The organism is Altererythrobacter sp. B11 (assembly GCF_003569745.1).
Lineage (GTDB): Bacteria > Pseudomonadota > Alphaproteobacteria > Sphingomonadales > Sphingomonadaceae > Croceibacterium_C.
In genome coordinates this window covers 428,968-450,561 of record NZ_AP018498.1, presented here as the reverse complement: position 1 = coordinate 450,561, position 21,594 = coordinate 428,968, and the positions used below count along the sequence as shown (strand labels likewise).

18 protein-coding genes, 1 tRNA gene and 1 other annotated feature are annotated in these 21,594 nt (G+C 65.5%); of the genes, 12 read left to right on the top strand and 7 right to left on the bottom strand.

Annotated features, from left to right (window positions below; translation table 11 throughout):
- Positions 1-127: 127 nt before the first annotated feature.
- From AEB_RS02010 to AEB_RS02000, 3 genes are all read left to right on the top strand, one after another.
- A protein-coding gene (locus tag AEB_RS02010) for an IS3 family transposase (RefSeq protein ID WP_119081680.1) occupies positions 128-1,356 on the top strand; the annotation gives its coding sequence in 2 pieces (ribosomal slippage) (positions 128-416 and positions 416-1,356; 1,230 coding nt in all).
- Positions 409-525, top strand: a sequence feature (AL1L pseudoknot). (Overlaps the previous gene by 117 nt.)
- A gap of 118 nt (positions 1,357-1,474) precedes the next feature.
- Entirely contained in the window at positions 1,475-2,230 is a 756-nt protein-coding gene (locus AEB_RS02005) for a nucleotidyltransferase domain-containing protein (protein WP_119081678.1), read from the top strand.
- Entirely contained in the window at positions 2,227-2,562 is a 336-nt protein-coding gene (locus tag AEB_RS02000) for a hypothetical protein (protein WP_119081676.1), read from the top strand. The genes AEB_RS02005 and AEB_RS02000 overlap by 4 nt, the downstream gene beginning before the upstream one ends.
- On the opposite strand, the gene AEB_RS01995 is transcribed toward AEB_RS02000, so the two are convergent.
- Positions 2,522-3,871 (bottom strand): IS1380 family transposase, encoded by a 1,350-nt coding sequence (locus AEB_RS01995; RefSeq protein ID WP_172592942.1) that lies wholly within the window; start codon positions 3,869-3,871, stop codon positions 2,522-2,524. The genes AEB_RS02000 and AEB_RS01995 overlap by 41 nt on opposite strands.
- Positions 3,872-4,008: 137 nt before the next feature.
- Between AEB_RS01995 and AEB_RS01990 the strand changes: the two genes are divergently transcribed.
- Positions 4,009-4,593, top strand: a complete 585-nt coding sequence (locus tag AEB_RS01990; RefSeq protein WP_188115286.1) for a DUF6602 domain-containing protein — start codon at positions 4,009-4,011, stop codon at positions 4,591-4,593.
- A 12-nt stretch (positions 4,594-4,605) separates the two neighbouring features.
- On the opposite strand, the gene AEB_RS01985 is transcribed toward AEB_RS01990, so the two are convergent.
- The 4 genes from AEB_RS01985 to AEB_RS01970 form a co-directional block, all read right to left on the bottom strand.
- The gene (locus tag AEB_RS01985) at positions 4,606-7,068 is read right to left on the bottom strand and encodes a S8 family peptidase (protein WP_119081674.1); all 2,463 of its coding nucleotides are present in this window, start codon (positions 7,066-7,068) and stop codon (positions 4,606-4,608) included.
- Between the two features lie 13 nt (positions 7,069-7,081).
- Positions 7,082-7,993, bottom strand: coding sequence for an AAA family ATPase (locus AEB_RS01980; RefSeq protein WP_231958861.1), 912 nt, complete (start codon positions 7,991-7,993; stop codon positions 7,082-7,084).
- A gap of 469 nt (positions 7,994-8,462) precedes the next feature.
- A tRNA-Arg gene (locus tag AEB_RS01975) sits at positions 8,463-8,539 on the bottom strand.
- Positions 8,540-8,802: 263 nt separating this feature from the next.
- Positions 8,803-9,996 (bottom strand): M20 metallopeptidase family protein, encoded by a 1,194-nt coding sequence (locus AEB_RS01970; RefSeq protein WP_119084398.1) that lies wholly within the window; start codon positions 9,994-9,996, stop codon positions 8,803-8,805.
- A gap of 240 nt (positions 9,997-10,236) precedes the next feature.
- Here AEB_RS01970 and AEB_RS01965 point away from each other — a divergent pair, with 240 nt between their 5' ends.
- Positions 10,237-11,268: a diacylglycerol kinase family protein gene (locus tag AEB_RS01965; protein ID WP_119081671.1), complete on the top strand. Its 1,032-nt coding sequence runs from the start codon at positions 10,237-10,239 to the stop codon at positions 11,266-11,268.
- Positions 11,269-11,312: 44 nt separating this feature from the next.
- Entirely contained in the window at positions 11,313-12,209 is an 897-nt protein-coding gene (locus AEB_RS01960) for a hypothetical protein (RefSeq protein WP_119081670.1), read from the top strand.
- Here the strand turns inward: AEB_RS01960 and AEB_RS01955 are convergent.
- Positions 12,175-12,699 carry a DUF2141 domain-containing protein gene (locus AEB_RS01955; RefSeq protein WP_119081668.1) on the bottom strand — a complete coding sequence of 175 codons (525 nt, stop codon included), beginning with the start codon at positions 12,697-12,699 and terminating at the stop codon, positions 12,175-12,177. The two genes, AEB_RS01960 and AEB_RS01955, sit on opposite strands and share 35 nt — an antisense overlap.
- 257 nt (positions 12,700-12,956) lie before the next feature.
- Between AEB_RS01955 and rpe the strand changes: the two genes are divergently transcribed.
- From rpe to dxs, 6 genes are all read left to right on the top strand, one after another.
- Complete coding sequence (rpe, locus tag AEB_RS01950; RefSeq protein ID WP_119081666.1) at positions 12,957-13,616, top strand: ribulose-phosphate 3-epimerase; 660 nt, start codon at positions 12,957-12,959, stop codon at positions 13,614-13,616.
- A gap of 62 nt (positions 13,617-13,678) precedes the next feature.
- Complete coding sequence (locus tag AEB_RS01945) at positions 13,679-15,490, top strand: heparinase II/III family protein (RefSeq protein ID WP_231958860.1); 1,812 nt, start codon at positions 13,679-13,681, stop codon at positions 15,488-15,490.
- 6 nt (positions 15,491-15,496) lie between these two features.
- Positions 15,497-17,119, top strand: coding sequence for a bifunctional phosphoribosylaminoimidazolecarboxamide formyltransferase/IMP cyclohydrolase (purH, locus tag AEB_RS01940; protein ID WP_119081662.1), 1,623 nt, complete (start codon positions 15,497-15,499; stop codon positions 17,117-17,119).
- Between the two features lie 781 nt (positions 17,120-17,900).
- Complete coding sequence (gene msrA / locus AEB_RS01935) at positions 17,901-18,578, top strand: peptide-methionine (S)-S-oxide reductase MsrA (protein ID WP_119081660.1); 678 nt, start codon at positions 17,901-17,903, stop codon at positions 18,576-18,578.
- Positions 18,579-18,636: 58 nt separating this feature from the next.
- On the top strand, positions 18,637-19,098 hold the full coding sequence (locus AEB_RS01930) for a Fur family transcriptional regulator (protein WP_119081658.1): 462 nt from the start codon (positions 18,637-18,639) through the stop codon (positions 19,096-19,098).
- Between the two features lie 56 nt (positions 19,099-19,154).
- Entirely contained in the window at positions 19,155-21,074 is a 1,920-nt protein-coding gene (dxs, locus tag AEB_RS01925; RefSeq protein ID WP_442858047.1) for a 1-deoxy-D-xylulose-5-phosphate synthase, read from the top strand.
- 24 nt (positions 21,075-21,098) lie between these two features.
- Here dxs and AEB_RS01920 read toward each other — a convergent pair whose 3' ends face one another.
- Entirely contained in the window at positions 21,099-21,590 is a 492-nt protein-coding gene (locus tag AEB_RS01920; RefSeq protein ID WP_119081655.1) for an FKBP-type peptidyl-prolyl cis-trans isomerase, read from the bottom strand.
- Positions 21,591-21,594 lie beyond the last annotated feature (4 nt).

Here is a 21,594-nt window from a genome sequence, read left to right as displayed (position 1 = left end):
TGCGGGGTTGCCCCCGCTTGAAGGGGTCTGACGAGACCCGCGTGGCTCGTCAGTAGGGGAAGTCCTTCCCCAACTGAACCGCGCCGGGTTTGCCGGAGGCTCCAACTCCTGAGAAGGTGGAGCCTGTATGAGCAAGACAACGAACAAGTTTGCGCCGGAAGTCCGCGAGCGCGCGGTGCGTATGGTGATCGATCACGAACGTGATTACCCCTCTCGCTGGGCAGCGGTGGTTTCGATTGCGGAGAAGATCGGCTGCGTTCCGCAGACGCTGCATGAGTGGGTGAAGAAGGCTGAGGTCGACAGCGGCAAGCGTGCGGGCGTCCCGACCGAGGTAGCCGACAAGATGAAGGCACTGGAGCGCGAGGTCCGCGAGCTGCGACAGGCCAATGAGATCCTGCGCAAGGCATCGGCATATTTTGCCCAGGCGGAGCTCGACCGCCCGTTCAAGCGATGATCGCGTTCATCGACGATTACCGCGATGCCTATGGGGTCGAGCCGATCTGCCGCGTCCTGCCGATCGCCCCATCCACCTATCACGAGCGCATCGCACAGCGGCAGGATCCGACACGCCTGTCGGCGCGGGCGCAGCGGGATGTCGCGCTGAAGCCCGAGGTCGCGCGCGTATTCGCCGAGAACTTCGCGGTCTACGGCGTGCGCAAGGTCTGGCGGCAGATGATGCGGGAAGGCTTTCCGGTCGCCCGCTGCACAGTCGCGCGGTTGATGCGGGAGATGGGCTTGGCAGGGGTGATCCGGGGCAAGCCGGTGCGCACAACTATCAGTGACAAGGCGGCGCCATGCCCTCTCGATCACGTCAACCGCAGGTTCTACGCACCAGCGCCGAACATGCTGTGGGTGTCGGACTTCACCTACGTCGCGACCTGGGCGGGGTTCGTCTACGTTGCCTTCGTCATCGATACCTATGCTCGGCGGATTGTCGGTTGGCGGGCCAGCAGAACGGCCCATGCCAGCTTCGTGCTCGATGCTCTGGAACAGGCGCTTCACGATCGTCGGCCGGCCCATCGGGGCGGCCTCATCCATCATAGCGATCGCGGGTCGCAATACGTCTCCATCAAGTACACCGAGCGCCTCGCCGAAGCCGGGATAGAACCCTCGGTCGGCAGCGTCGGCGATAGCTATGACAACGCTTTGGCCGAGACGATCAATGGCCTTTACAAGGCTGAGGTGATCCACAGGCGTGGACCATGGCGCAGCTTCGAAGCAGTCGAATATGCCACGCTCGAATGGGTCGACTGGTTCAACCATCGTCGGCTGCTGGAGCCCATCGGCAACATCCCTCCTGCCGAAGCCGAAGAACAATATTATGCTGCCGCGGCCAACATCGATATGGCAGCGTGACTCACAACCCAATGCCTCCGGCAGACCCGGCGCGGTTCAAACCGGTCGGTGACGTCATCCTGTAATTACGGTTGCTTCGGCGCTTCCGGGAGTCTGATTGCAGCGCTAGTCATATGTGATGAGCACAGCCTACTTAAACGCGATTCTGGCTCGGGAGGCTGTCGATACCAGCGCATTCTCCCCTGTTCGGCAGGTCCAAACAATTATCGCGCCCGTGCTTCAACGATGGGCAAACCGTTTCTTGCTGTCGATCTCTCCAAGCGGTTCTTTTGCCAAGGGCACGGCCAATCGAAGCGGCACCGACATCGACCTTTTCATTTCTCTGCACGAAGACACGCCCGAAACCTTGAAGGATATTTGCGGCTCGCTCTTCAACGCCATTGCGGGTGCCGGCTATGCGCCAAAACGGCAGAATGTGTCGATCAACGCGACGATCGGCGGCTTCGATGTCGATCTCGTCCCTGGCAAACGGCAGACCGCCTGGACGACAGATCACAGCCTTTACCGTCGCAAAGCCGATACCTGGACGAAGACAAATGTGACGACACATATCAACACCGTCGTCATGGCCGGCCATCAGCGCGAGTCGCGGCTCCTGAAGCTATGGCGCAACCAGAAGCGGCTCGAATTCCCGTCCTTCTACCTGGAGCTGACAGTGATCGCCGCCTTGCACGGTAGGCAATCGCAGGATCTGGCGCAGAATGTTGTGAAGGTGCTGGAGTATCTCCGAGACAGGTTCGCCGCAGCACGGGTGGTCGATCCCGCCAATGGCAACAACGTCATATCGGACGATCTCACCGACACGGAGAAGCAAGCGGTGCGGCGATTGGCGGAAGCTGCGCTGAGCGGCAATTGGAGCGGTTTCGTCCAATGACCGACTGGTCCCTCAAAACTCTGCTGCAAAGCCTGCACGACGAGATCGAAGCGAAGCTGGGCATCGCGCGCGGTAGCTTCGGCCACGGCGGAACGAAGGGTGACGCCAGCGAAGCTGTTTGGCTAGCCTGTCTTATTCATGAGGCCGCCGCTCCGGGCTCGTTCGGCGGTGATCTGACATTGGCGGCGTGGCCTGGACGTGCGCCATCGTCGGCATTTTTCACCGCGGCAGGATCAATGGGCTTTTCGAGGTTGATGGACGGGGCGGGGGTCAGCGGCACTGCCGCGCTGGCTATGTTGGTGCAGGCCGGAGACCGATGGCGATGGCTCTGAACACGCTGGCATCGGGGCAGGCTGACGCTAGCCGCAAGCGGATGCGCGAGGCGTTCTCGATGACGCGGGCAGCGACCTTGAGCAGCCGGATGCGCAGGGTTGCGAACTCGGCTGCAGCCAGTGCCGCTGCTTTGGGGATTTCCTGCTGGATACGCCACATCAGCCAGTAGGAGGCGGTGTGCAGGATGAGGCGCATCTGGTTGGCATTGGCCGAGCGGCACGAGGTTCGGTCGCTGGCGAGCTGGGACTTGTGGCGCTTGATCAGGTTCTCGGCCTGACCACGCGCGCAGTAGAGCGTGTCGTAGATGTGCTCGGCCGATCCTGTTGCCAACGAGGTGACGACATAGCGGATGTCCATGCCCAGCGTGCTGGCCTCGATCCGGGCGACGACGCGGCGCTGGCACTGCCAGGTCTTTGCGCCGTAGCGGGTCTCGGCATAGTTACGCAGGACCGGGCATTGGCGCTGAGCCCGCCTGACCGCGCAGGCATCGGCGACCGCGACAATGACCGGATCGGTGCGCAGCGCGGCGTTGGTTGGCAGGCCGAGCACGTAGTCGATGCCGTGGGCCTCGCAGAAGGCCATGACCTCGGGCCGGCCATAGTGCCCGTCGCCGCGGATGGTGATGTGGGTATTGGGCCAGTGCCGGCGGATGTGGCGCACGAGGCGTCGGATGTGACCCGCCGCTTCGGCACCCGACGGTGTCTTGCCGGTGCGCAGCAGCATGGCGACCGGGCGGCCAGTAGCGGTGTCATAGACGTGGACCGGGAGGAAGCAGCGCTCGCCATGGTGGCCATTCCAGAACGAGAGTTGCTGATAGCCGTGGACGACATCGCAGGTGTCGTCGATATCGAGCGTCACCGCCTTGGGCGGCACGGGATAGCTGGCGCAGTATATGCCGATCATCTCGGCCATCATCCTGGCCAACTCGCGTGTGGTCGGCGCATTCTCCCAGCGGCTCATCGTCGGTTGGCTGGCGAGACCCGCGCCCGATCCCGGCAACTTGCCCAGCGCCAGGCGGAAGCCTGGATCGTCACGCAGGGCGTCAAGGTCATCGGCATCCTCGTAGCCGCACGCGATCGCGAACACGCGGGCGCGCAGGATGTCGTCGAGGCGATGGATCACCCGCGCAGGAGAGCGCCGGTCGGCAATGCAGCCCGCAAGCCGCCGGCAAATCCCCATCGCGCGTTCGGCCTGTGCCAGCAGCAAAACCCCGCCATCCGAAGTGAGGCGGCCACCGTCGAAGGCTGCGGCGACTTTCTTGCGATGCACCGCTGGGAATCGGAATGGGCTTGCGATATCATCGTTCATGGCGGGTGTGGCCTGTGACATTTTCTGCCCTGCGACAGGGCCGGCGTAGACACCCAGTTCCTAAAACAGATCAGAGGCTTATGCCACTCCCGCCAACCCTTCAGGCCGCACCCGGTGAATAAGACGGGCTAGAGCTGTTGCAGGCCTATTTGCCGGAACGGTATCGCGCTGCCGGCGCCCATGTCGTCGACAGCAAGGGCGCCTTCAGCCACCAGATCGATATCGTCATTTTCGATCGGCAATATTCGCCCTTTATCTTCAATTTCAAAGGCCAGTTCATCGTACCGGCAGAGAGCGTCTATGCCGTGTTCGAGACCAAGCAGGCGATCAATGCCCAGCACGTCGCTTATGCAGCGGACAAGGTGGCCAGTGTTCGCGCGCTCCATCGGACGAGCCTGCCGATACCCTACGCCGGCGGTGTCTACGATCCGCGACCGCTGCCGGACATTATCGGCGGATTGCTTACGTTCGAAAGCGTATGGAATCCGCCGCTGGGCCAACCGCTGACCGATGCGCTCGCAGCCCTCGATGGGCAGCACCGCCTCGATATTGGATGCGTCGCGGCGCATGGGGTGTTCGGCTGTGACACGGACGGCTGCTCGCAAGCGGAGGTCGGCGTGCGAGCGGCGACGCGCTTCCTGCTCAACCTTATCGCTCGCCTCCAGGCGAGCGCGACGGTTCCGATGATCGATGTGGGTGCCTATGCCGCGTGGCTCGACTGACCGCGCGGCCCGCTAAGCTGCCGGGATCGGAACCGCGATCTGATTGGCGACGGCGGTATAAAGGTCGATGTCGGTCTCGGGCGCGCGGATCGACACACACAATGCATAGCGGGCGGAACGATCCCAGCGCTGGAGACCAGGCTTCTCCTTCCACCATCCGCTGACGGGAAAGACGCCGATCGCGTCGCGCTCGGCGAGGGCTGCCGCGCTCCCACGCCAAATGTCGCTATGGATCGAACCGCGGTCACGGATCGTCCCCAGAACCCAGGAGTCGCCGCCTGCGACAGCGCCGACAGCGCCAGCCTCTTCGTCCTGAGCCGCCTTGTTGATCCGCTGCCGGAACGCTTCCAAACCTTCGAGCGACCGCTTCACCGCAAAGCGGAGATTGTGTGAAGCGTAGCGGTGGCGCCGCGTCCAGCCCCGTTCTCCGGGATTGGGCTCGACGAAATAGGACAGGGTGATCCGCAGTTCCACATCGAGATCGCCAAGCGCGGCCAGTTCGGCGCGCGGCCAGGGCAGTCGATGCAGATTCATGTCGCGCGTCTTGATCGCCGAGCCATCCTTGCGGAACGGCAACAGGGAGTCCTCGACCATCAAAGTCGCGTCGTTGGACGCGCTCATCAGCGCCCGGCCAAGGTCAGGCACGCCCCAACCGTAGCGGCGCAGCATGGCCAGCTTCTGACTTTGCGAGCCGGCCGCGTCGAAGCGCTGGCGCATCGCCGGCGTCCATTCGGCGGAATGGACAATGAGCGCGCGTACCGTTTCCGGCCAGAGTGTCGGACGCGCTGCGATAATGCCGGCGGCAAGATTCGCGCCGAGCGCGGCAGCGCCGCTGGTGTCGCCGAACGCTTCAAACAGGCGCATGGCGGGACGATAGTGGGTCGTGAGGAGTTGGAGGTCGTCGATCGCCGAGGCCGGGTTGGCGCCGTCATGCGCGAAGTTACCGCCCTCGAACACGACATCCGGACGGATCGGCCATTGCCGATCCCAGATTGCGGACGTTCGGCTTGCCGGTGAGAGGTCGCCGGCCGGGGCGACGGGCGTCCATCCGTCATAGTCGGGATGGGTGATCATGATCTTGTCGGTGCTGGCCCCAACGACGAGCGGATTCCACGCCTGCCCCGGGCTTTCGACCTCTTCGAGGTCGTTGCGGTCAGGATAGTCGGCCGGATTGATGTCCCCGCGGAGATTGCCCGCCGCCAGGACCATGAGGCGTCGCCTGTCACCGCCGCCATAGCAGAGTTGATCGATTGACGAGGACCACGAGGACGGCCGGCCTCGGCCCAGGCCGACGTCGCTGGTCACGGCCATGCAGAACACGCGCCGGCGACGGGGAGCATGGTCTTCGGCGCGGGCGATGCCGGTTGCCGTGATCGCCCCGTAAAGTCGCGGCTCGTTCTGCCCGGTTGGCGGCAGGATCTTCACCGTTTCGAGGCGATGACCAAGCGCGACCGGCTCGCCGTGGGAAAGCGCCGCTTCGAGATCGCCATAAAGCGCGACACCAGCCATCGAGGTGCCGTGACCATTCCAGAAGGCGCTGTCGCCGACACCCCAGTCACCGTCGTAGCTATGCTGATCGGCAGGATCGAGGCCAGGCGCGAGCAGGGGGTGGGCCTGGGTCGCTCCGCTGTCCAGTATGCAGACCGCCGGTGCCAAGGGGGACGGCGGTGCGATCCGATCAGCCAAGTCGTTCGCCCAAGCGGCCTGATCGACCGTGCGCATTTCGAGAAAGAGCGACGGCGTGTCCTTGGCGAGGCGCAGTTCAGCGACGACATCGGAATTGCGTATCAGCCGATCCATCGTCGCTTCATCGGCGAGCGCCAGCGCGACATCGCGCTCGGGAAAGCTGATGACGTGATCCTTGATCGCGACATCGAGCTTGGCAGCGACAGACTGGAAGATTGCGAGACCGCCATCCCGAAGCCAGACTTCCCACCACACCTGACGGCCGTCGGCGGGAAAGTGCTGCGCTTCATCGGTGAATAGCGAGCGAGCGACCGCGACCCTGATATCGTCGATCCGAGCGATCAGGGCCTCGTTCTTGGGCTTGCCGGTGCGCGTCTCCTCGTCGCGATAGGCTTCGATCTTCTTGACGAAGAAATCGGCAGCGGCTTCCGGGACAAACACAGTGGCCGAGACCATTTCGTCGCCCTCCGCAGTGGGCCGCACGGCTACCAGTTCGATAGCCTTCGGCTTGTTCTCCAGGGCTTCGACAGCGGCGCGCTCGGCGATAGGAATATCGAACTCTAGATAAAAGCCTGGCTGGCCCTCGGCTACGCCATCTTCCCGATCGGCGAGCCGTTGGCGGCCGGCGGCCAGCGCCGTTCCGATCGCCTGTTCCAATCGTGCGGCGTGCGCGGCTCGCGCCCGCGCGGGAGGGAGGCCGCTTATGACCAGGCGCGGTGACGTGTAAGCCTCGCTTTGGCCGCCGCCTTCGACGTGGAAATGGGGGCGGTCGCGGGGAGGTACAGCCATCGGGCCTCGTTGCTTAGAGGATGGCCGCGCGCCGCTCCGTCAGAGCGGTCAGCAGCGTCGCGGTCGTCACGCCGTCGTGGCCATCCAGCACCGCGACTTTTGCCGCCTCGTCGGCAGCTCTGGCGACTTCGGCCTGGGAGAGATGGGCAGCGGATTCGAGAACAGGCCCCCATTCGATCGGCTTGAGATCGAAGGTCGCGAGCCGGGCTTCGAGGATGCCCTGCACAACCGAGGGATCGGGAAGATCGTAACTGATGACATCGTCGAACCGGCGATAAAGCGCCTTGTCGAGCAATTCGGGGTGATTGGTCGCGGCGACGATGAGGCTCGGGCCATCGTCATTCTCCAGAAACTGGAGGAAGGAATTGAGCACCCGGCGAATTTCCCCGACGTCGTTCGGCCCGGCCCGTTGCGCACCGATCGCGTCAAACTCGTCGAAGAAGTAGACACCGCGCTGCATGGCAACGGCGTCGAAGACAAGTCTCAGCCGTGTGGCGGTCTCGCCCATGAGCTTGCCGATCAGGCCGTCGTAAAGGACCGTGAAAAGGGGCAGCTTCAACTCGCCGGCCAGGGCGGCGGCGGTCATTGTCTTGCCTGCGCCAGGAGGGCCGACGAGCAGGAGCTTGCGGCGCGGCGCGAGCCCCCGCGCGCGAAGCCGCTCCTGCTGGCGCTGTTCCCGAAGCACGCGCGCAAGCCGCTCCTCAAGTTCCGGCTTGAGCACCATGCTCGACAACCGGACATCGGAATAGCGGGCTTCCAGAAGCCCGGCGAGTTCACCCTTCGGCTGCGCCATTGGCACGGGGCCGGCCCCGCGCCGCGCCACCGTCGCGCTTTTACCCTTGGCGGCGTCGACCAGTTCGCGCAGCTCCTGAGCGAGCTTCCCATGCCCTTGCCTCGCCTCATGCGCGGCAAGCTGCGTCGCCACGGAGAGGAAGCGATCTTCATCCCCGTCGATATGGCTTTGCAGCAGTGCAACGATGTGGCGCGCGGTTGTCATAGGTCAGTTCAAAATTCCGCCTCGGGTTTGGAGAACTTTTAAGGAATCTAGCGTCGGTGATTCGCTGTGTAACGCGAATTCGTACAAGGGGTCGTTACTGCCCCCTCTGCCCTTCGCCAACACAGCATTTAGCCCGCGCCCATGGTCCGCTGTTCCGGCCGCAATCCGTCGGTATCGACTGGCTAATGACCGACGTCCCCCCGAGCCCATAGTTGGACGCCCCCATCGGGTCATCACGACCGCAAAAGGGCATGGTGAGTTTGGTTCGGCGAGTTTTCTGCGGAAATCCAAGGGTTTCGCGTTGTGCCGCCGCGAGCGTGGTGAGTTTCCGACTTTGAGAGGCGGCGCACCAAGGGCGCTGCGGCAGTCTTAACTCACTGATTTTATTGAGATATTTTGGCGCACCCAAGAGGATTCGAACCTCTGGCCTTCGCCTTCGGAGGGCGACGCTCTATCCAGCTGAGCTATGGGTGCGTGTGGCGTGAGCCGTAAGTTTTACGCCGATGAAGGTCAATCCGCGATCGGAATCGGCTTACCCGAGCGCGGTGAGTTTCTGGTGAGTTTTTTCGTCCGTCCTTTCTTCCGTCTTCCTAAGCCCTCGAAAATCCTGTATAAAATCACTGCTCTCGCGTCGGACGTGAGCCTTCGGAGGGCAGCGCTCTATCCAGCTGAGCTACGGGTGCTTGCAGGGCGCGGTTAGCAATGCGCGGGGGCTGCGCCAAGCGATATTGTTCGGATCAGGCCCAGCCCTTCTCCAGAAAGCGCAGCGCGCAGCCCGCGAGGAAGGCTGCGCCGCGTGGCAGGGCGGCTTCGTCCACCATCATGCGGGTGGAGTGGATCGAGGGGCAGTCGCGCAGGTCCGCCCCCTCCGGCGCGACCCCCAGGAACGCCATTGCGCCCGGCACTTTCTCCAGCACATAGGAGAAATCCTCCGCGCCCATGATGGGATTGGCCAGCCGATGAAACGAGCCAGCGGGCAGCGAGAGAGCAACCCTTTCGGCAAGATCGACGGCTCGGGGATCGTTGATCGTCGGCGGGAAGCCCTCAATGATCTCTACCTCTGCGTGGCATTCATGGGCTGCGGCGAGCCCTTCGGCCAGGTGGATCATCGCCGCACGCACAGCCTCTCGCCGCTCGGGCGACAGCGTGCGGATCGTGCCCTGCAGCAGCGCGCGATCGGCGATGACATTGTGCGCCGTGCCGGCCTCGATCCGTGCCACTGTCACCACCGTAGCCTCCGCTGCGTCGAAACGACGGGTGACCAGCGTCTGGAGCGCGCTGACCAGCTCGCAGGCAACGGGGATCGGGTCGCGCGTGTGGTGCGGCATGGAGGCATGGCCGCCCCGGCCGGTAATGGTGATGCGGAACTGGTCCGCCGCGGCCAGTAGCGCGCCCGTTCGGCTTGCCAGCAGGCCATGCTGCTGATCCGGCATGACATGCAGCGCAAAGGCGGCGTCGGGCAAAGGATCGAGCAGTCCGTCCTCCAGCATGAAGCGGGCGCCGTGATACCCCTCTTCCCCCGGCTGGAACATGAAACGCACTTCGCCGGCAAATTCCCCGCGCCGGTCGGCCAGGATACGTGCTGCCCCAGCCAGCATGGCCGTGTGCGTATCGTGCCCGCAGGCATGCATTCGCCCGGGAATGGAGGAGGCGAAATAGAGCCCGGTCGCCTCTTCCATGGGCAGCGCATCCATGTCGCCGCGCAACAGCACGGCAGGGCCGGGTCCGTTCCCGACCAAAATGGCCACGGCACCGGTCGTTGTTCTCCCTTCGCGCCAGACAAGCGGGAGATCGGCCAGTTCGGCCCGTACTTTCCCGAGGGTCAAGGGCGTGTCCAGCCCGAGTTCTGGCTCTGCATGGATCGCGCGCCGCAAAGCGCTGATGCGCGGCGCGATGGTGCTGGCCTGGTGCAGCAGTTCTTCGGTGAGCATGGTGATAGTGTAGGCGTTCCTCACCGCAGGCGCCAGCGCCGGCTCCCCTCGCCCTCCCTTGAAAACGGAGCCTTCGCCTTCCACATTGCTTGCAAGTCGGTTGCGACCGGTGCACGGGAGGCGTGTAGGTGGTTGCGCGCGATCCTGAGGCGGCAGCATGCTTGTGGCATGCGTTAGTTCGTCCGACATTTGTGGAATTTGCGTAGCTATTTCTGGAGGCGGTTGTTTAAGGCGTCGGGAATGCACGGGACCGTCCATCTTTTTGACAGCCTGCCGGAGGTGGAGCGCGCACCGGAGGCGGCGCTGCGGCGGGCCGCTGCGCCTGTTCGCGCGGTGCCGCTGGTGGGCGTGATCCGCAATCGCCGCAGCCATCGCAACGCGGAAGCCTTGCCGGAATTCTCCGGCCGGGCGACCCTGATGGTCGAACTGCCGGCGAAGCGCGGCGAATTGCCTGCGATTCTGGCGCGCTTTGCGGAAAAGCGGATCGACTATCTGGTCGTGGATGGCGGCGACGGCACCGTTCGCGATGTGCTGACTTGCGGGTCAGGGGTGTTCGGCGAAAGCTGGCCGCCACTGATCGTGCTTCCCAACGGCAAGACCAATGCGCTGGCCACCGATCTCGGGCTGGGTGCGGAGTGGAATCTTACCACGGCCCTTGCTTCGGCGGAGGAAGGGAAGTTCCTGCAACGCCGGCCGCTGGTGATCGCGCGGCGCGACAATCCGGATGCGCGGGTGCAGGGCTTCGTGTTTGGCGCCGGCGTGTTTACCGCCTCCGTGAGCCTGGGCCAGGATGCCCATCGCCATGGTGCCTTCAATTCCATGGCCGTGCTCGTCACCACCTTGTGGACCTTCATGCAGGCGTTGTTCGGCCGGGCCGGCAACGTCTGGCGGCGCGGCACGCCGATAAGGCTTTATGCGGAAGATGGGCAGGAATTCCCTCATTCAGGGATCGGCCGCCGAGACGAGCGCTATTTCCTGTTCGCCTCCACGCTGGAGCGGTTTTCTGCCGGCCTATGGCCCTTCTCCGATGTGAGGACCCCGTTGCGGATGGCCGTGCTCGATAACTCGCGCATGGGGCTGCTGCTGCGCCTGCCGCTGATCCTGAACGGCCGGCGCGCGAGCGCGAAGATGCGCCGGTTAGGCTATCATGCCTTCGGCTTCGAGCGCTGCGGCCTGGACATCGCGGACAATTTCATCCTGGATGGCGAAGCCTTTCCTGCCGGGCAATACACCCTGTCGCTCGGGCCGAAGCTGCGCTTCGTCATTCCGTGAGCGTGCCCGGCCCCGGGGGCGGGGCACTGGCGGCACGCGTGCAAATGGCGCCCGCCAGGCCCATCGATCCTGCCGTTGCCGCCTTTGCCGACATGCTCGGGCAGGAAGCGGGCGCGCGCGCCGTGCTGTTCTACGGATCCAATCTGCGCACCGGCTCGCTGGAAGGCGTGCTGGATTTCTACGTCCTGCTGCCGGGGCCGCGCGAACGCGGTATTTGGCCGCGCGTCGCCTATCGCGAATGGGTGTTTGCCGGAACGGAACTGCGGGCGAAGATCGCCACGCTGACGATGGGCACCTTCGCGGCAGCGGCAGCGGGCGAACTGCTCGATACCACCATCTGGGCGCGTTTCGTCCAGCCCAGCGCTCTCATTTGGGCTCGTGACAAAGCGGCTACCGCTGAAACACGGGCGGCCATCGCGCAGGCGATGCGCACTGCGGCGCGGCTCGCGGTCGCGCTGGGGCCTGAAGAGGGGGCGGAAGAGGATTACTGGCGGGCGCTGTTCCGGGCGACCTACCGTGCGGAGCTGCGCGTGGAAAAGCCCGGGCGGGAGGATTCGATCCTCTCCGCCAATGCGTCGCATTTCAGGGGCCTGTTGCCCGCGGCGCTGGAGGACTCAGGCGTCCCGTTCGGCCGCTCGGGCGAAGCAATCCGCCCCGCCATGCCCCCGCGGCAGAGGCGTGCGGTTCTCCGCTGGTGGACCCGTCGCAGGCGGCTGGGCAAGGCGCTGAACATCCTGCGCCTGATCCGCGCGACGACGACCTTCGATGGCGCCGCGCGCTACGGTGCTTGGAAGCTGGAGCGGCACACCGGCATCGCGATCGCGATAACCCCCTGGCGCGAGCGCCATCCGCTGCTCGCCGCGCCGGGGGCGCTGTTCGAGATCTGGCGCCGCCGGCGCAGCCGGATCACAGATAGCGCATCTGGATACGGATCGAGGTGACTGAGGAACCGACGTCGAAGGCGGTCTTCTTGAAGTGCGGCTTGCCGAGGTTGAAGATATTGAGGCTCGGATTGTTCGACATCGCCCCGCCGTCGGTAGTGATGTCGGTCTGGTTGTTGCCATTGACGTCGTGCCGCACGGCCACGCCATAGGAACCGGGGCCGGGCGTGGGCAGGCAGAAGGTCATCGTACCGGCCCGCGCGGGCACCTCGATGCGGCGCAGCCAGCGGCCCTTGGACAGCCAGTCTTCCTTCGTTGCACGGTAGAGCTGCACGCGTACCTTGCCGGTGGAGCTGCTGATATTGTCCACCGTCACCATAACCGCAGATGGCTTGCCGGCTTGGCAGCGGCTCAGATCGTTGCTGATCGTCTGCGTGTACTGCGCCATGGCGGGGACCGGCGCGGCAAGGGCGGCGAGACCCGCGGCGGCCAGCACGCTCGCGCGGCCCGCAAGAGCGAATTCCTGTTTCCAGTGCTTCGTTGTGGACATCTATCGTTCACCTCGCATTGGTGGGCACGCGCGTCTCCACCTCGATGGTGAAGGAAGATTGTTTCGGATTTGCGCAATACCCCGTTTGTTTTCGGATTAGGCGGCGGGCAGTGAATTTGCCCTGAATTGCCTGCTCAGCGGCGCGTCAGCTTTTCTTGGGCGGAAAAAGAAACCGTTCGCCTTCTGCCTATGTGGAAAATTGCTCTTCGTCCGCTTGTTCGGTGATTCGCCCATGCGTAGGGCGGAACAAGGCGAATATGCGTGACTTGCTGATCTCTCCCTCGATCCTCTCGGCCGACTTCGCGCGGCTCGGGGAAGAGGTGCGCGCGATCGACGCGGCGGGGGCGGACTGGATCCACGTTGATGTGATGGATGGGCATTTCGTGCCCAACCTCACTATCGGGCCGGCCGTGGTCAAGGCCTTGCGGCCGCATTCTACGAAGCCTTTCGATGTGCATCTGATGGTCTCACCCGTCGATGCCTGGCTTGCGCCTTTCGCAGAAGCGGGGGCGGATATCATTACCGTGCATCCCGAAGCCGGGGCGCATGTCCATCGCACCGTGCAGGCGATCAAGGCACTGGGAAAGCGGGCGGGGGTCTCGCTCAATCCCGGAACTCCGGCCAAGATGCTCGATTATCTGATTGATGAAGTCGATCTCGTGCTGGTGATGAGCGTCAACCCCGGTTTCGGCGGCCAGTCGTTCATCGCCTCGCAGCTTCGCAAGGTGGAGGCGGTGCGCAAGATGATCGACAAGAGCGGGCGCGATATCCGGCTGGAGGTGGACGGCGGCGTCAACCCTGAGACCGCCCGCCTTTGCGCCGAAGCGGGGGCGGACGTTCTCGTGGCCGGATCGGCCGCATTCAGCGGTGGTCCGGGGCGTTACGCGGCCAATATAGCGGCGCTGAGGGGCGCATGAGCGAAAGCGTCACCCGTACAAGGGCGGCGCACCGCCCCGAGGCGGCAAAAGGAGCCGGACGCATGGCCATTCCGCTCGACAACAAGGCGGAAGAGCCGCTGGTGGAGCAGCGGCCGGATGCGGCAGGCGCCGTCCGTCCTGCTGTCGGCGGCCTGATCGAGCCGACGCGCGCGCTGGCAGTGACCGATTTCGACGCCCCTGAAACCACAGTGGGCGAGCGGTTGATGCGGCTGGCCTATCGCTGCGGCATTCCCGGCTCCACGCTGGTGGCACCGTTCCGCAAGCCTGCCCGGCCGCGCTTGCTGGCGACGGTGGAAAGCCCGCTGACAGGCGACCGGGTGGCGGGCATGGGGCTGCGGGCGGGGCACTTCCTCGTCCACGGCGTCAAGATGCCGATCGCTCAGGTCGATTTCTCGCCCGCCGCGAAGCTGACTCCGCCGTTCGAGCGGGTGGTTCACGGCTTCACCTGGCTGCGCGATCTGGAGGCCTGCAACCAGCGCCCGCAATGCGCGCAGACGGCGGACCGGGTGCTGGCGGCCTGGCTTGAAAGCAACGCGCAGCCCGGCAAGGGGGCGGCGTGGAACGTCGGCCACGCCGGGCACCGCCTGCTCGCCTGGCTGGCCCATGCGCCGCTGATCTTATCCGGGCAGGACAAGGCGCTGCGGGCCCGCGTCCTGACGGCGATCGAGGATACGGCCCGCTGGCTCGATCGCAATGTCGGGCGCGCGGATGACCGGCTGGACGAACTCGCCGGCTGGTCCGCCGTCACCGCTGCCGGCCTGCTGCTGCCCGATGGCAAGCCGCGCCGCCTGTTCGGCGAGGCCGGGCTGGTGCGCGTGCTGGGCGACCTCGTGGGCAATGACGGCGGCGTGCTGTCGCGCAGCCCGCTGGCGCAGATGGAAGCCATCGCCCTGCTGGTGGAGCTTTCCGCCTGCTATCGCGCCACCCGCCGCGATCCGCCGCAGGCGATAGACGGAATGCTGCAGATGCTGGTTCCGCCGCTGCTGGGCCTCACCCATGCCGATGGCGGGCTGGGCAATTGGCAGGGCGCCGGGGCCGTTCCGGCAGAGCGGATTGCGGCTCTGGTGGCGGCGAGCGGGGTGCGCACGCGGCCGCTGCGCGATGCGCGACAATGGGGCTATCAGCGCGTCTCCGCCGGCCGCAGCGTGCTGCATTTCGACGCCGCCCCGCCGCCGCTGGCGCGCCACGCCCGCCATGGCTGCGCTTCCACGCTGGCGTTCGAATTTTCCCACGGCGATCACCGCCTGATCGTCAATTGCGGCGGCGCGGCGTTCGCCGGCGGGCTGGTGCCGGTGCGGATCGAGCAGGGCCTGCGCGCCACCGCCGCCCACTCCACGCTGGTGCTGGGCGATGCCAATTCCACCGCCGTGCTCATCAATGGCAAGCTTGGTGCCGGCGTGGGCGAGGTGGAGGTGGACCGGCGCATGGTCACCTTCGACAAGGGCGGCAGCGCCACGCGGCTGGAAGCCAGTCACGATGGCTATGCCGGGCGCTTCGGCCTGATCCACCGGCGCATCCTGCTGCTGCGCGACGACGGCACCGAATTGCGCGGAGAAGACCTGCTGCTTCCCTCGGGCCGCAAGGGCAAGCGCGGCAAGATCGCCTTCGCCATCCGCTTCCATCTCGGGCAGGGTATCGATATCTCGCTGGCCGAGAACAAGCGCGGGGCCAGCCTTGCGCTGCCCGATGGCAGCTTCTGGCAATTCGTCACCGGCGAAGGCACGCTGGAAGTGGATGAAAGCATCTGGGTGGACGGCGAAGGCCGTCCACATCCCACGCAGCAACTGGTGCTGCAAGGCCTGCTCTCTCGTGGGGGCGGCAATTTCTCCTGGCTTTTGAAGAAGATGAGGTAAGCAGCAATGGGTGAGGTGGCCATCCGGCGGGCGCTGATTTCAGTGTCCGACAAGAGCGGCGTGGTCGAACTGGCCTCGCGGCTGGCGAAGGGCGGCGTGGAACTCGTCTCCACCGGCGGCACGGCCCGGGCGCTGCGAGATGCCGGGCTGGACGTCAGCGACGTGTCGGACGCCACTGGCTTTCCCGAGATGATGGATGGCCGCGTGAAGACGCTGCACCCCGCCATCCACGGCGGCCTCCTGGCCATCCGCGACGATGCCGATCATTTGGCGGCGATGGATGCGCATGACATCAAGCCGATCGACCTGCTGATCTGCAATCTCTACCCGTTCGAGCAGACCGTGGCGCGCGGCGCCGGGCGTGAGGAGATCATCGAGAATATCGATATCGGCGGCCCGGCGATGATCCGTTCCGCCTCCAAGAACCACGGCAGCGTGACGATCATCGCCGATCCGGCGGACTATCCGGCGCTGCTGGAGGAACTGGCGGAGAATGATGGCGCCACCACCCGCGCCTTCCGCATCCGCATGGCGGCCAAGGCCTTCGCCCGCACGGCGAGCTATGATGCGGCGATCGCCAACTGGTTCGCCTGGGGCGATGCCTATGCCAACCCGCTGGGGCCGGATGCGCTGGGGGCGACGCCTTTCCCGGAAACCATGCCGCTGGCTTTCCGCCGCGAGGCGGAGCTGCGCTATGGCGAGAATCCGCATCAGGCGGCGGCAATCTACACCGGTCAGTCCGTAGCCACGCGCGGCATTCCGCAGGCCGTGCAGCTGCAGGGCAAGGAACTGAGCTACAACAATTACAACGATGCCGATGCCGCGCTGGAACTGGTGGCGGAATTTGCCGGCGGCGATCCGGCGGTGGTGATCGTGAAGCACGCCAATCCCTGCGGCGTCGCTCAGGCGCCGACGCTGCTCGGGGCATGGCAGGAAGCGCTCGCCTGCGATGCCGTTTCCGCCTTCGGCGGCATCGTGGCGGTCAACCGGCCGCTGGACGGTGAAACGGCCGCCGCCATCTGCGAGATCTTCACCGAAGTCGTGATCGCGCCCGGCGCGGATGACGCGGCTCGCGCCGCCTTTGCCGCGAAGAAGAACCTGCGCCTGCTGCTGGTGGAGGATCTGCCCAATCCGCGCCGCCCGGGCCTGCAACTCAAGACCATCGCGGGCGGGCTGCTGGTGCAGAGCCGCGACAATGGGGCGGTTTCGCCGCAGGATCTGAAGGTGGTGACGAAGCGCGAGCCGACGCCGCAGGAACTGGCCGACTGCCTGTTCGCCTGGACCGTTGCGCGCCATGTCAAATCCAACGCCATCGTCTTTGCGCGGGATGGCGCGACGGCGGGGATCGGCGCCGGGCAGATGAACCGGCGGGACAGCGCCCGCATCGCCGCGATCCGCGCGAAGGAAGCGGCCGAAGCCGCCGGTTGGCCCCAGCCACGCACGCAGGGCAGCGCCATGGCAAGCGACGCCTTCCTGCCCTTCGCCGACGGGCTGGAAGCGGCCATCGCCGCCGGCGCCACGGCTGTGATTCAGCCGGGCGGGGCCATGCGCGACGAAGAGGTGATCACGGCGGCAGATGCGGCCGGCATCGCCATGGTGTTCACCGGGATGCGCCACTTCCGGCACTGATCGCCGGGGAAGGGCTCGCGCGTCCTTCGACAGGCTCAGGACGAGCGGGGGTGGTGGCCGAGGGGCGCCCCCCCCCTCGTCATTCCCGCGCAGGCGGGAATCCAGGCGGGCAGGGCACAGTCCTGCGGCCACTCGGTTCGTCGTGCGTGAGCAACGCTTGGAACGCCGTGGAACAGGGTTCATTGGCGGAAAACGGGGCTTTCCAACAGCACGTCTGAAAGCGCCGCGCGATGGCGCATTTTGCGAGGATTGACGGTGCAAAGAGCGCGTCGGCGGTAGCTCTTTGGCGGTGCGTAGGAAACGCACAGGGTGCGGGGGACCTTGGTCAAACCCGGGGTGACGGGTTGGGGTGTGATACCGCAGTGGCCGAGCGCGTCCTTCGACAGGCTCAGGACGAGCGGGCTTGGTGGGGAAGTCGCCGGCCCGGCGGTCTGATGGAAGCGAGCGCCCCCCTTCGTCATTCCTTCGCAGGCGGGAATCCAGTGGGCGCGGGCCATTCGCAACAGCCCCAGCTCCACTCACCGCTCATACAGAACGGCTCGACCCACCTTCTCTTGGGTTGGGCCGGTCCGCACAACCATATGCCGGCTGAATGAAGCAGAGACAGCGCGTTCACCGCTTTGCAATCCGGCAGGGAGTAGGACCGATGGCTCACGTAGCAAGCGAAGCGAAAGTCCCCCGCCATGGACCTGTTCAAGCCCGACCTTTTCCGCGCCTTTTTTCTGGGCTTCGGTATCACTGCGGCAGTGCTGGCCGTAAAAATCGTGCCGCAGCTGGTAGCATGAGGCGCGCCCTTTCCCTTCTCGCCGCGGGGGCAATGGCTGTCGTCGCCCTGCAGGCCCCCGCGCTCGCCGCCGAAGGCGCGTTCGATGCACCGGTCGCGACCGTGAAGGCGAATGAAGGCAAGGGGCTGAAAACTGCGATCTTCTCCGGCGGGTGCTTCTGGGGCGTGGAGGCTGTGTTCAGCCACCTTAAGGGCGTGAAAAGCGCCGTTTCCGGCTATCACGGCGGCGCCGCCGACACCGCGAATTACGAGACGGTATCGACGGGGCGCACCGGCCACGCCGAATCCGTGAAGGTCGTCTATGACCCCTCCGTGGTCCGCTATGACCAGCTGCTGCAGGTGTTCTTCTCGGTCGTGGCCGATCCCACGCTCAAGAACCGGCAGGGGCCGGATTCGGGCACGCAATATCGCGCCGCGCTGGTTCCGCTGAACAAGGAACAGAGCGAGGTGGCGAAGGATTACCTTGCGCAGATGGCGAAGAGCGGCGTGTGGTCCAGCCCGATCGTGGTTCGGATCGAAGCGCCGAAGAAGTTCTATCCGGCCGAAGCCTATCATCAGGATTTCGCGGAGAAGAACCCCAACCATCCCTACATTCGCCGGTGGGATGCGCCCAAGGTGGTCGCGCTCAAGCAGATGTATCCTTCGCTTTACAGCGCCAGCTTCCAGGCCGGCTGATCATCCGCCGGCCGACCGCTCGATTGTCCCGCGCGGCGCGTAGGCCTATATTGGCGTGATGGCAGGGCATAAGCATCACGAACATTCCGGCGCGCAGCTGATCGAAGAAGCGCAGAGCGTACTGACCCATGCGGGCGAGCAATGGACTGCCATGCGCGCCGATGTGTTCCAGGCGCTGGCGGAAGAGGATCGGCCCGCCTCCGCCTATGACATCGCCGAAAAGGTCGGCAACAGGCGCGGCAAGCGCGTGGCGGCCAACAGCGTTTATCGTATTCTCGATCTGTTCGTGCGCAACAATCTGGCGAACCGGATCGAAAGCGCCAATGCCTATCTTGCCAACACCCATCCGGGTTGCCGCCACGATTGCATATTCCTGATCTGCGACGATTGCGGCAGCGCCACCCATCTGGATGACGATCGCCTGACCGGCGCATTGCGCGCCGCCGGGCAGGAGGCCGGCTTCGCCGATGTGCGCCCGGTGGTGGAACTGCGCGGATTGTGCAACGATTGCGCGGGTTAAGGCGCGCGACCTCGTTCATCGACAGACCCTGCGCGGCTGTGTAAGGCAGCAGGATTATGCCTCGGCCCGAAACGCCCCTCCTCGATACAGTCGATACGCCGCGCGACCTGCGCAAGCTGGAACCGCAGCGCCTGCGCCAGCTGGCAGACGAATTGCGCGCCGAAATGATCGATGCGGTGGGCTCCACCGGCGGCCATCTCGGTTCCGGTCTCGGCGTGGTGGAGCTGACGGTTGCGCTCCATTACGTGTTCAACACGCCGGATGACCGGCTGATCTGGGACGTCGGCCACCAGGCCTATCCGCACAAGATCCTCACCGGGCGGCGCGATCGCATCCGCACACTGCGGCAGGGCGGGGGACTTTCCGGCTTCACCAAGCGCAGCGAAAGCGAATATGATCCGTTCGGCGCGGCGCATTCCTCCACCTCGATTTCGGCCGGCCTGGGCTTCGCCGTGGCCAACAAGCTCAATTGCGCGCCGGGCAAGGCGATTGCGGTGATCGGCGACGGCGCGATGAGCGCCGGCATGGCCTATGAGGCGATGAACAATGCCGAACAGGCGGGCAATCGCCTGGTCGTGATCCTCAACGACAACGACATGTCGATCGCGCCGCCTGTGGGCGGGCTGTCGGCCTATCTCGCGCGGGTCGTGTCCTCCTCCGAATATCTCGGCCTGCGCAGTCTGGCCTCCAAGGTGGCGCGCAAGTTCTCCCGCCGGGTGCACACCTCGCTCGGCAAGGCGGAGGAATTCACCCGCGGCATGGTGACCGGGGGCACGCTGTTCGAGGAACTGGGCTTCTATTACGTTGGGCCGATCGACGGGCACAATCTGGACCATCTGATCCCGGTGCTGGAAAATGTCCGCGATGCGGAAGAAGGCCCGGTGCTGGTCCATGTCGTGACGCAGAAGGGCAAGGGCTATGCCCCCGCCGAAAACAGCGCCGACAAATATCACGGCGTCCAGAAGTTCGACGTAATCACCGGCGAGCAGAAGAAGAGCGCCGGGGGCCCGCCCGCCTATCAGAACGTGTTCGGGGAAACGCTGACCAAGCTGGCGGAAACCGACCAGCGCATCTGCGCCATCACCGCGGCCATGCCCGGCGGCACCGGAGTGGACAAATTCACGCGCGCGCACCCCGCCCGCGCCTTCGACGTGGGCATTGCCGAACAGCACGCAGTGACCTTCGCGGCCGGCCTGGCGGCGCAGGGCATGCGGCCCTTCTGCGCGATCTATTCCACTTTCCTGCAGCGCGCGTTCGACCAGGTGGTCCATGACGTGGCGATCCAGAACCTGCCGGTCCGCTTCGCGATCGACCGCGCCGGGCTGGTGGGGGCGGACGGCGCCACGCACGCCGGCTCCTTCGACATCACCTATCTGGCGACGCTGCCGAATTTCGTGGTGATGGCCCCGGCGGACGAGGCGGAGCTGGTGCATATGACCTACACCGCCGCGGAACATGACGAAGGCCCGATCGCCTTCCGCTATCCGCGCGGTTCAGGCATTGGCGTGCCGCTGCCGGAGGTGCCGGAGCGGCTGCAGATCGGCAAGGGGCGGATCGTCCGGCAGGGCAGCAAGGTGGCGCTGCTCAGCCTGGGCACGCGGCTGGCGGAAGCGCTCAAGGCCGCCGATCAGCTGGATGCGAAGGGGCTGCCGACCACCGTCGCCGATCTCCGCTTCGCCAAGCCGCTGGACAGCGCGCTGATCCGCAAGCTGATCGCCACGCACGACGTGGTGGTGACGCTGGAGGAAGGCAGCATCGGCGGCCTCGGCGCCCATGTGCTGACGCTGGCGAGCGACGAAGGGCTCATCGACAGCGGCCTGAAGATCCGCACCATGCGCCTGCCGGACCTGTTCCAGGATCATGATACGCCGGAACGCCAGTATGACGAGGCGGGGCTCAACGCGCCGCAGATCATCGAGACGGTGCTGGCCGCCCTGCGCCACAACAGCGCCGGGGTGGAGGAAGCGCGGGCCTGATCGGCCACGCGCTTTCGGTTTGTCTCAGGGGGTCTCCACGCCCTCGATCCCCAGCAGTTCGATCCTGAACAGCAGCGTGGCGCCGCCCGGGATCGGGCCGCGGCCGCGCGGGCCGTAGGCGAGCGAGGCCGGGGCGGCGATCTCGATCGTGTCGCCCACGCCCATCTGCGGGATGGCGAGTTGCCAGGCCGGCACCAGCCCGCGCAGCGGGAAGGTGGCCGGCTCGCCGCGATCCCACGAGCTGTCGAACTTCGTGCCGTCCACCAGCGTGCCTTCGTAATTCACCGTCACCGTGTCATCCACGGTGGGAGCAGGGCCGCTGCCGTCGCCCGCCACGCGCCGCCACAGCAGCCCGCCCGGCAGGGCATACCACCCCTCCGCCGCGCGCCGGGCGAGGGCCAGCGTCTGCTGGTTCTGCCAGGCGAGGTCCTGCGAATGATCGACCCCTTCGCCCTGCTGCGCCGCCACAGGGGCGGCCGCAGCGACGAGCGCGAGGGCGAGGAGGCTATGCTTCATCTGC

Bases quoted from the DNA above. Each gene is read 5' to 3' on its own strand.
- AEB_RS02005 (WP_119081678.1), top strand. From the start codon at position 1,475: ATGAGCACAGCCTACTTAAACGCGATTCTGGCTCGGGAGGCTGTCGAT.
- AEB_RS02000 (WP_119081676.1), top strand. From the start codon at position 2,227: ATGACCGACTGGTCCCTCAAAACTCTGCTGCAAAGCCTGCACGACGAG.
- AEB_RS01995 (WP_172592942.1), bottom strand. From the start codon at position 3,871: ATGAACGATGATATCGCAAGCCCATTCCGATTCCCAGCGGTGCATCGC.
- AEB_RS01985 (WP_119081674.1), bottom strand. From the start codon at position 7,068: ATGGCTGTACCTCCCCGCGACCGCCCCCATTTCCACGTCGAAGGCGGC.
- AEB_RS01970 (WP_119084398.1), bottom strand. From the start codon at position 9,996: ATGCTCACCGAAGAACTGCTGCACCAGGCCAGCACCATCGCGCCGCGC.
- AEB_RS01965 (WP_119081671.1), top strand. From the start codon at position 10,237: ATGCACGGGACCGTCCATCTTTTTGACAGCCTGCCGGAGGTGGAGCGC.
- AEB_RS01960 (WP_119081670.1), top strand. From the start codon at position 11,313: ATGGCGCCCGCCAGGCCCATCGATCCTGCCGTTGCCGCCTTTGCCGAC.
- AEB_RS01955 (WP_119081668.1), bottom strand. From the start codon at position 12,699: ATGTCCACAACGAAGCACTGGAAACAGGAATTCGCTCTTGCGGGCCGC.
- rpe (WP_119081666.1), top strand. From the start codon at position 12,957: ATGCGTGACTTGCTGATCTCTCCCTCGATCCTCTCGGCCGACTTCGCG.
- AEB_RS01945 (WP_231958860.1), top strand. From the start codon at position 13,679: ATGGCCATTCCGCTCGACAACAAGGCGGAAGAGCCGCTGGTGGAGCAG.
- purH (WP_119081662.1), top strand. From the start codon at position 15,497: ATGGGTGAGGTGGCCATCCGGCGGGCGCTGATTTCAGTGTCCGACAAG.
- msrA (WP_119081660.1), top strand. From the start codon at position 17,901: ATGAGGCGCGCCCTTTCCCTTCTCGCCGCGGGGGCAATGGCTGTCGTC.
- AEB_RS01930 (WP_119081658.1), top strand. From the start codon at position 18,637: ATGGCAGGGCATAAGCATCACGAACATTCCGGCGCGCAGCTGATCGAA.
- dxs (WP_442858047.1), top strand. From the start codon at position 19,155: ATGCCTCGGCCCGAAACGCCCCTCCTCGATACAGTCGATACGCCGCGC.
- AEB_RS01920 (WP_119081655.1), bottom strand. From the start codon at position 21,590: ATGAAGCATAGCCTCCTCGCCCTCGCGCTCGTCGCTGCGGCCGCCCCT.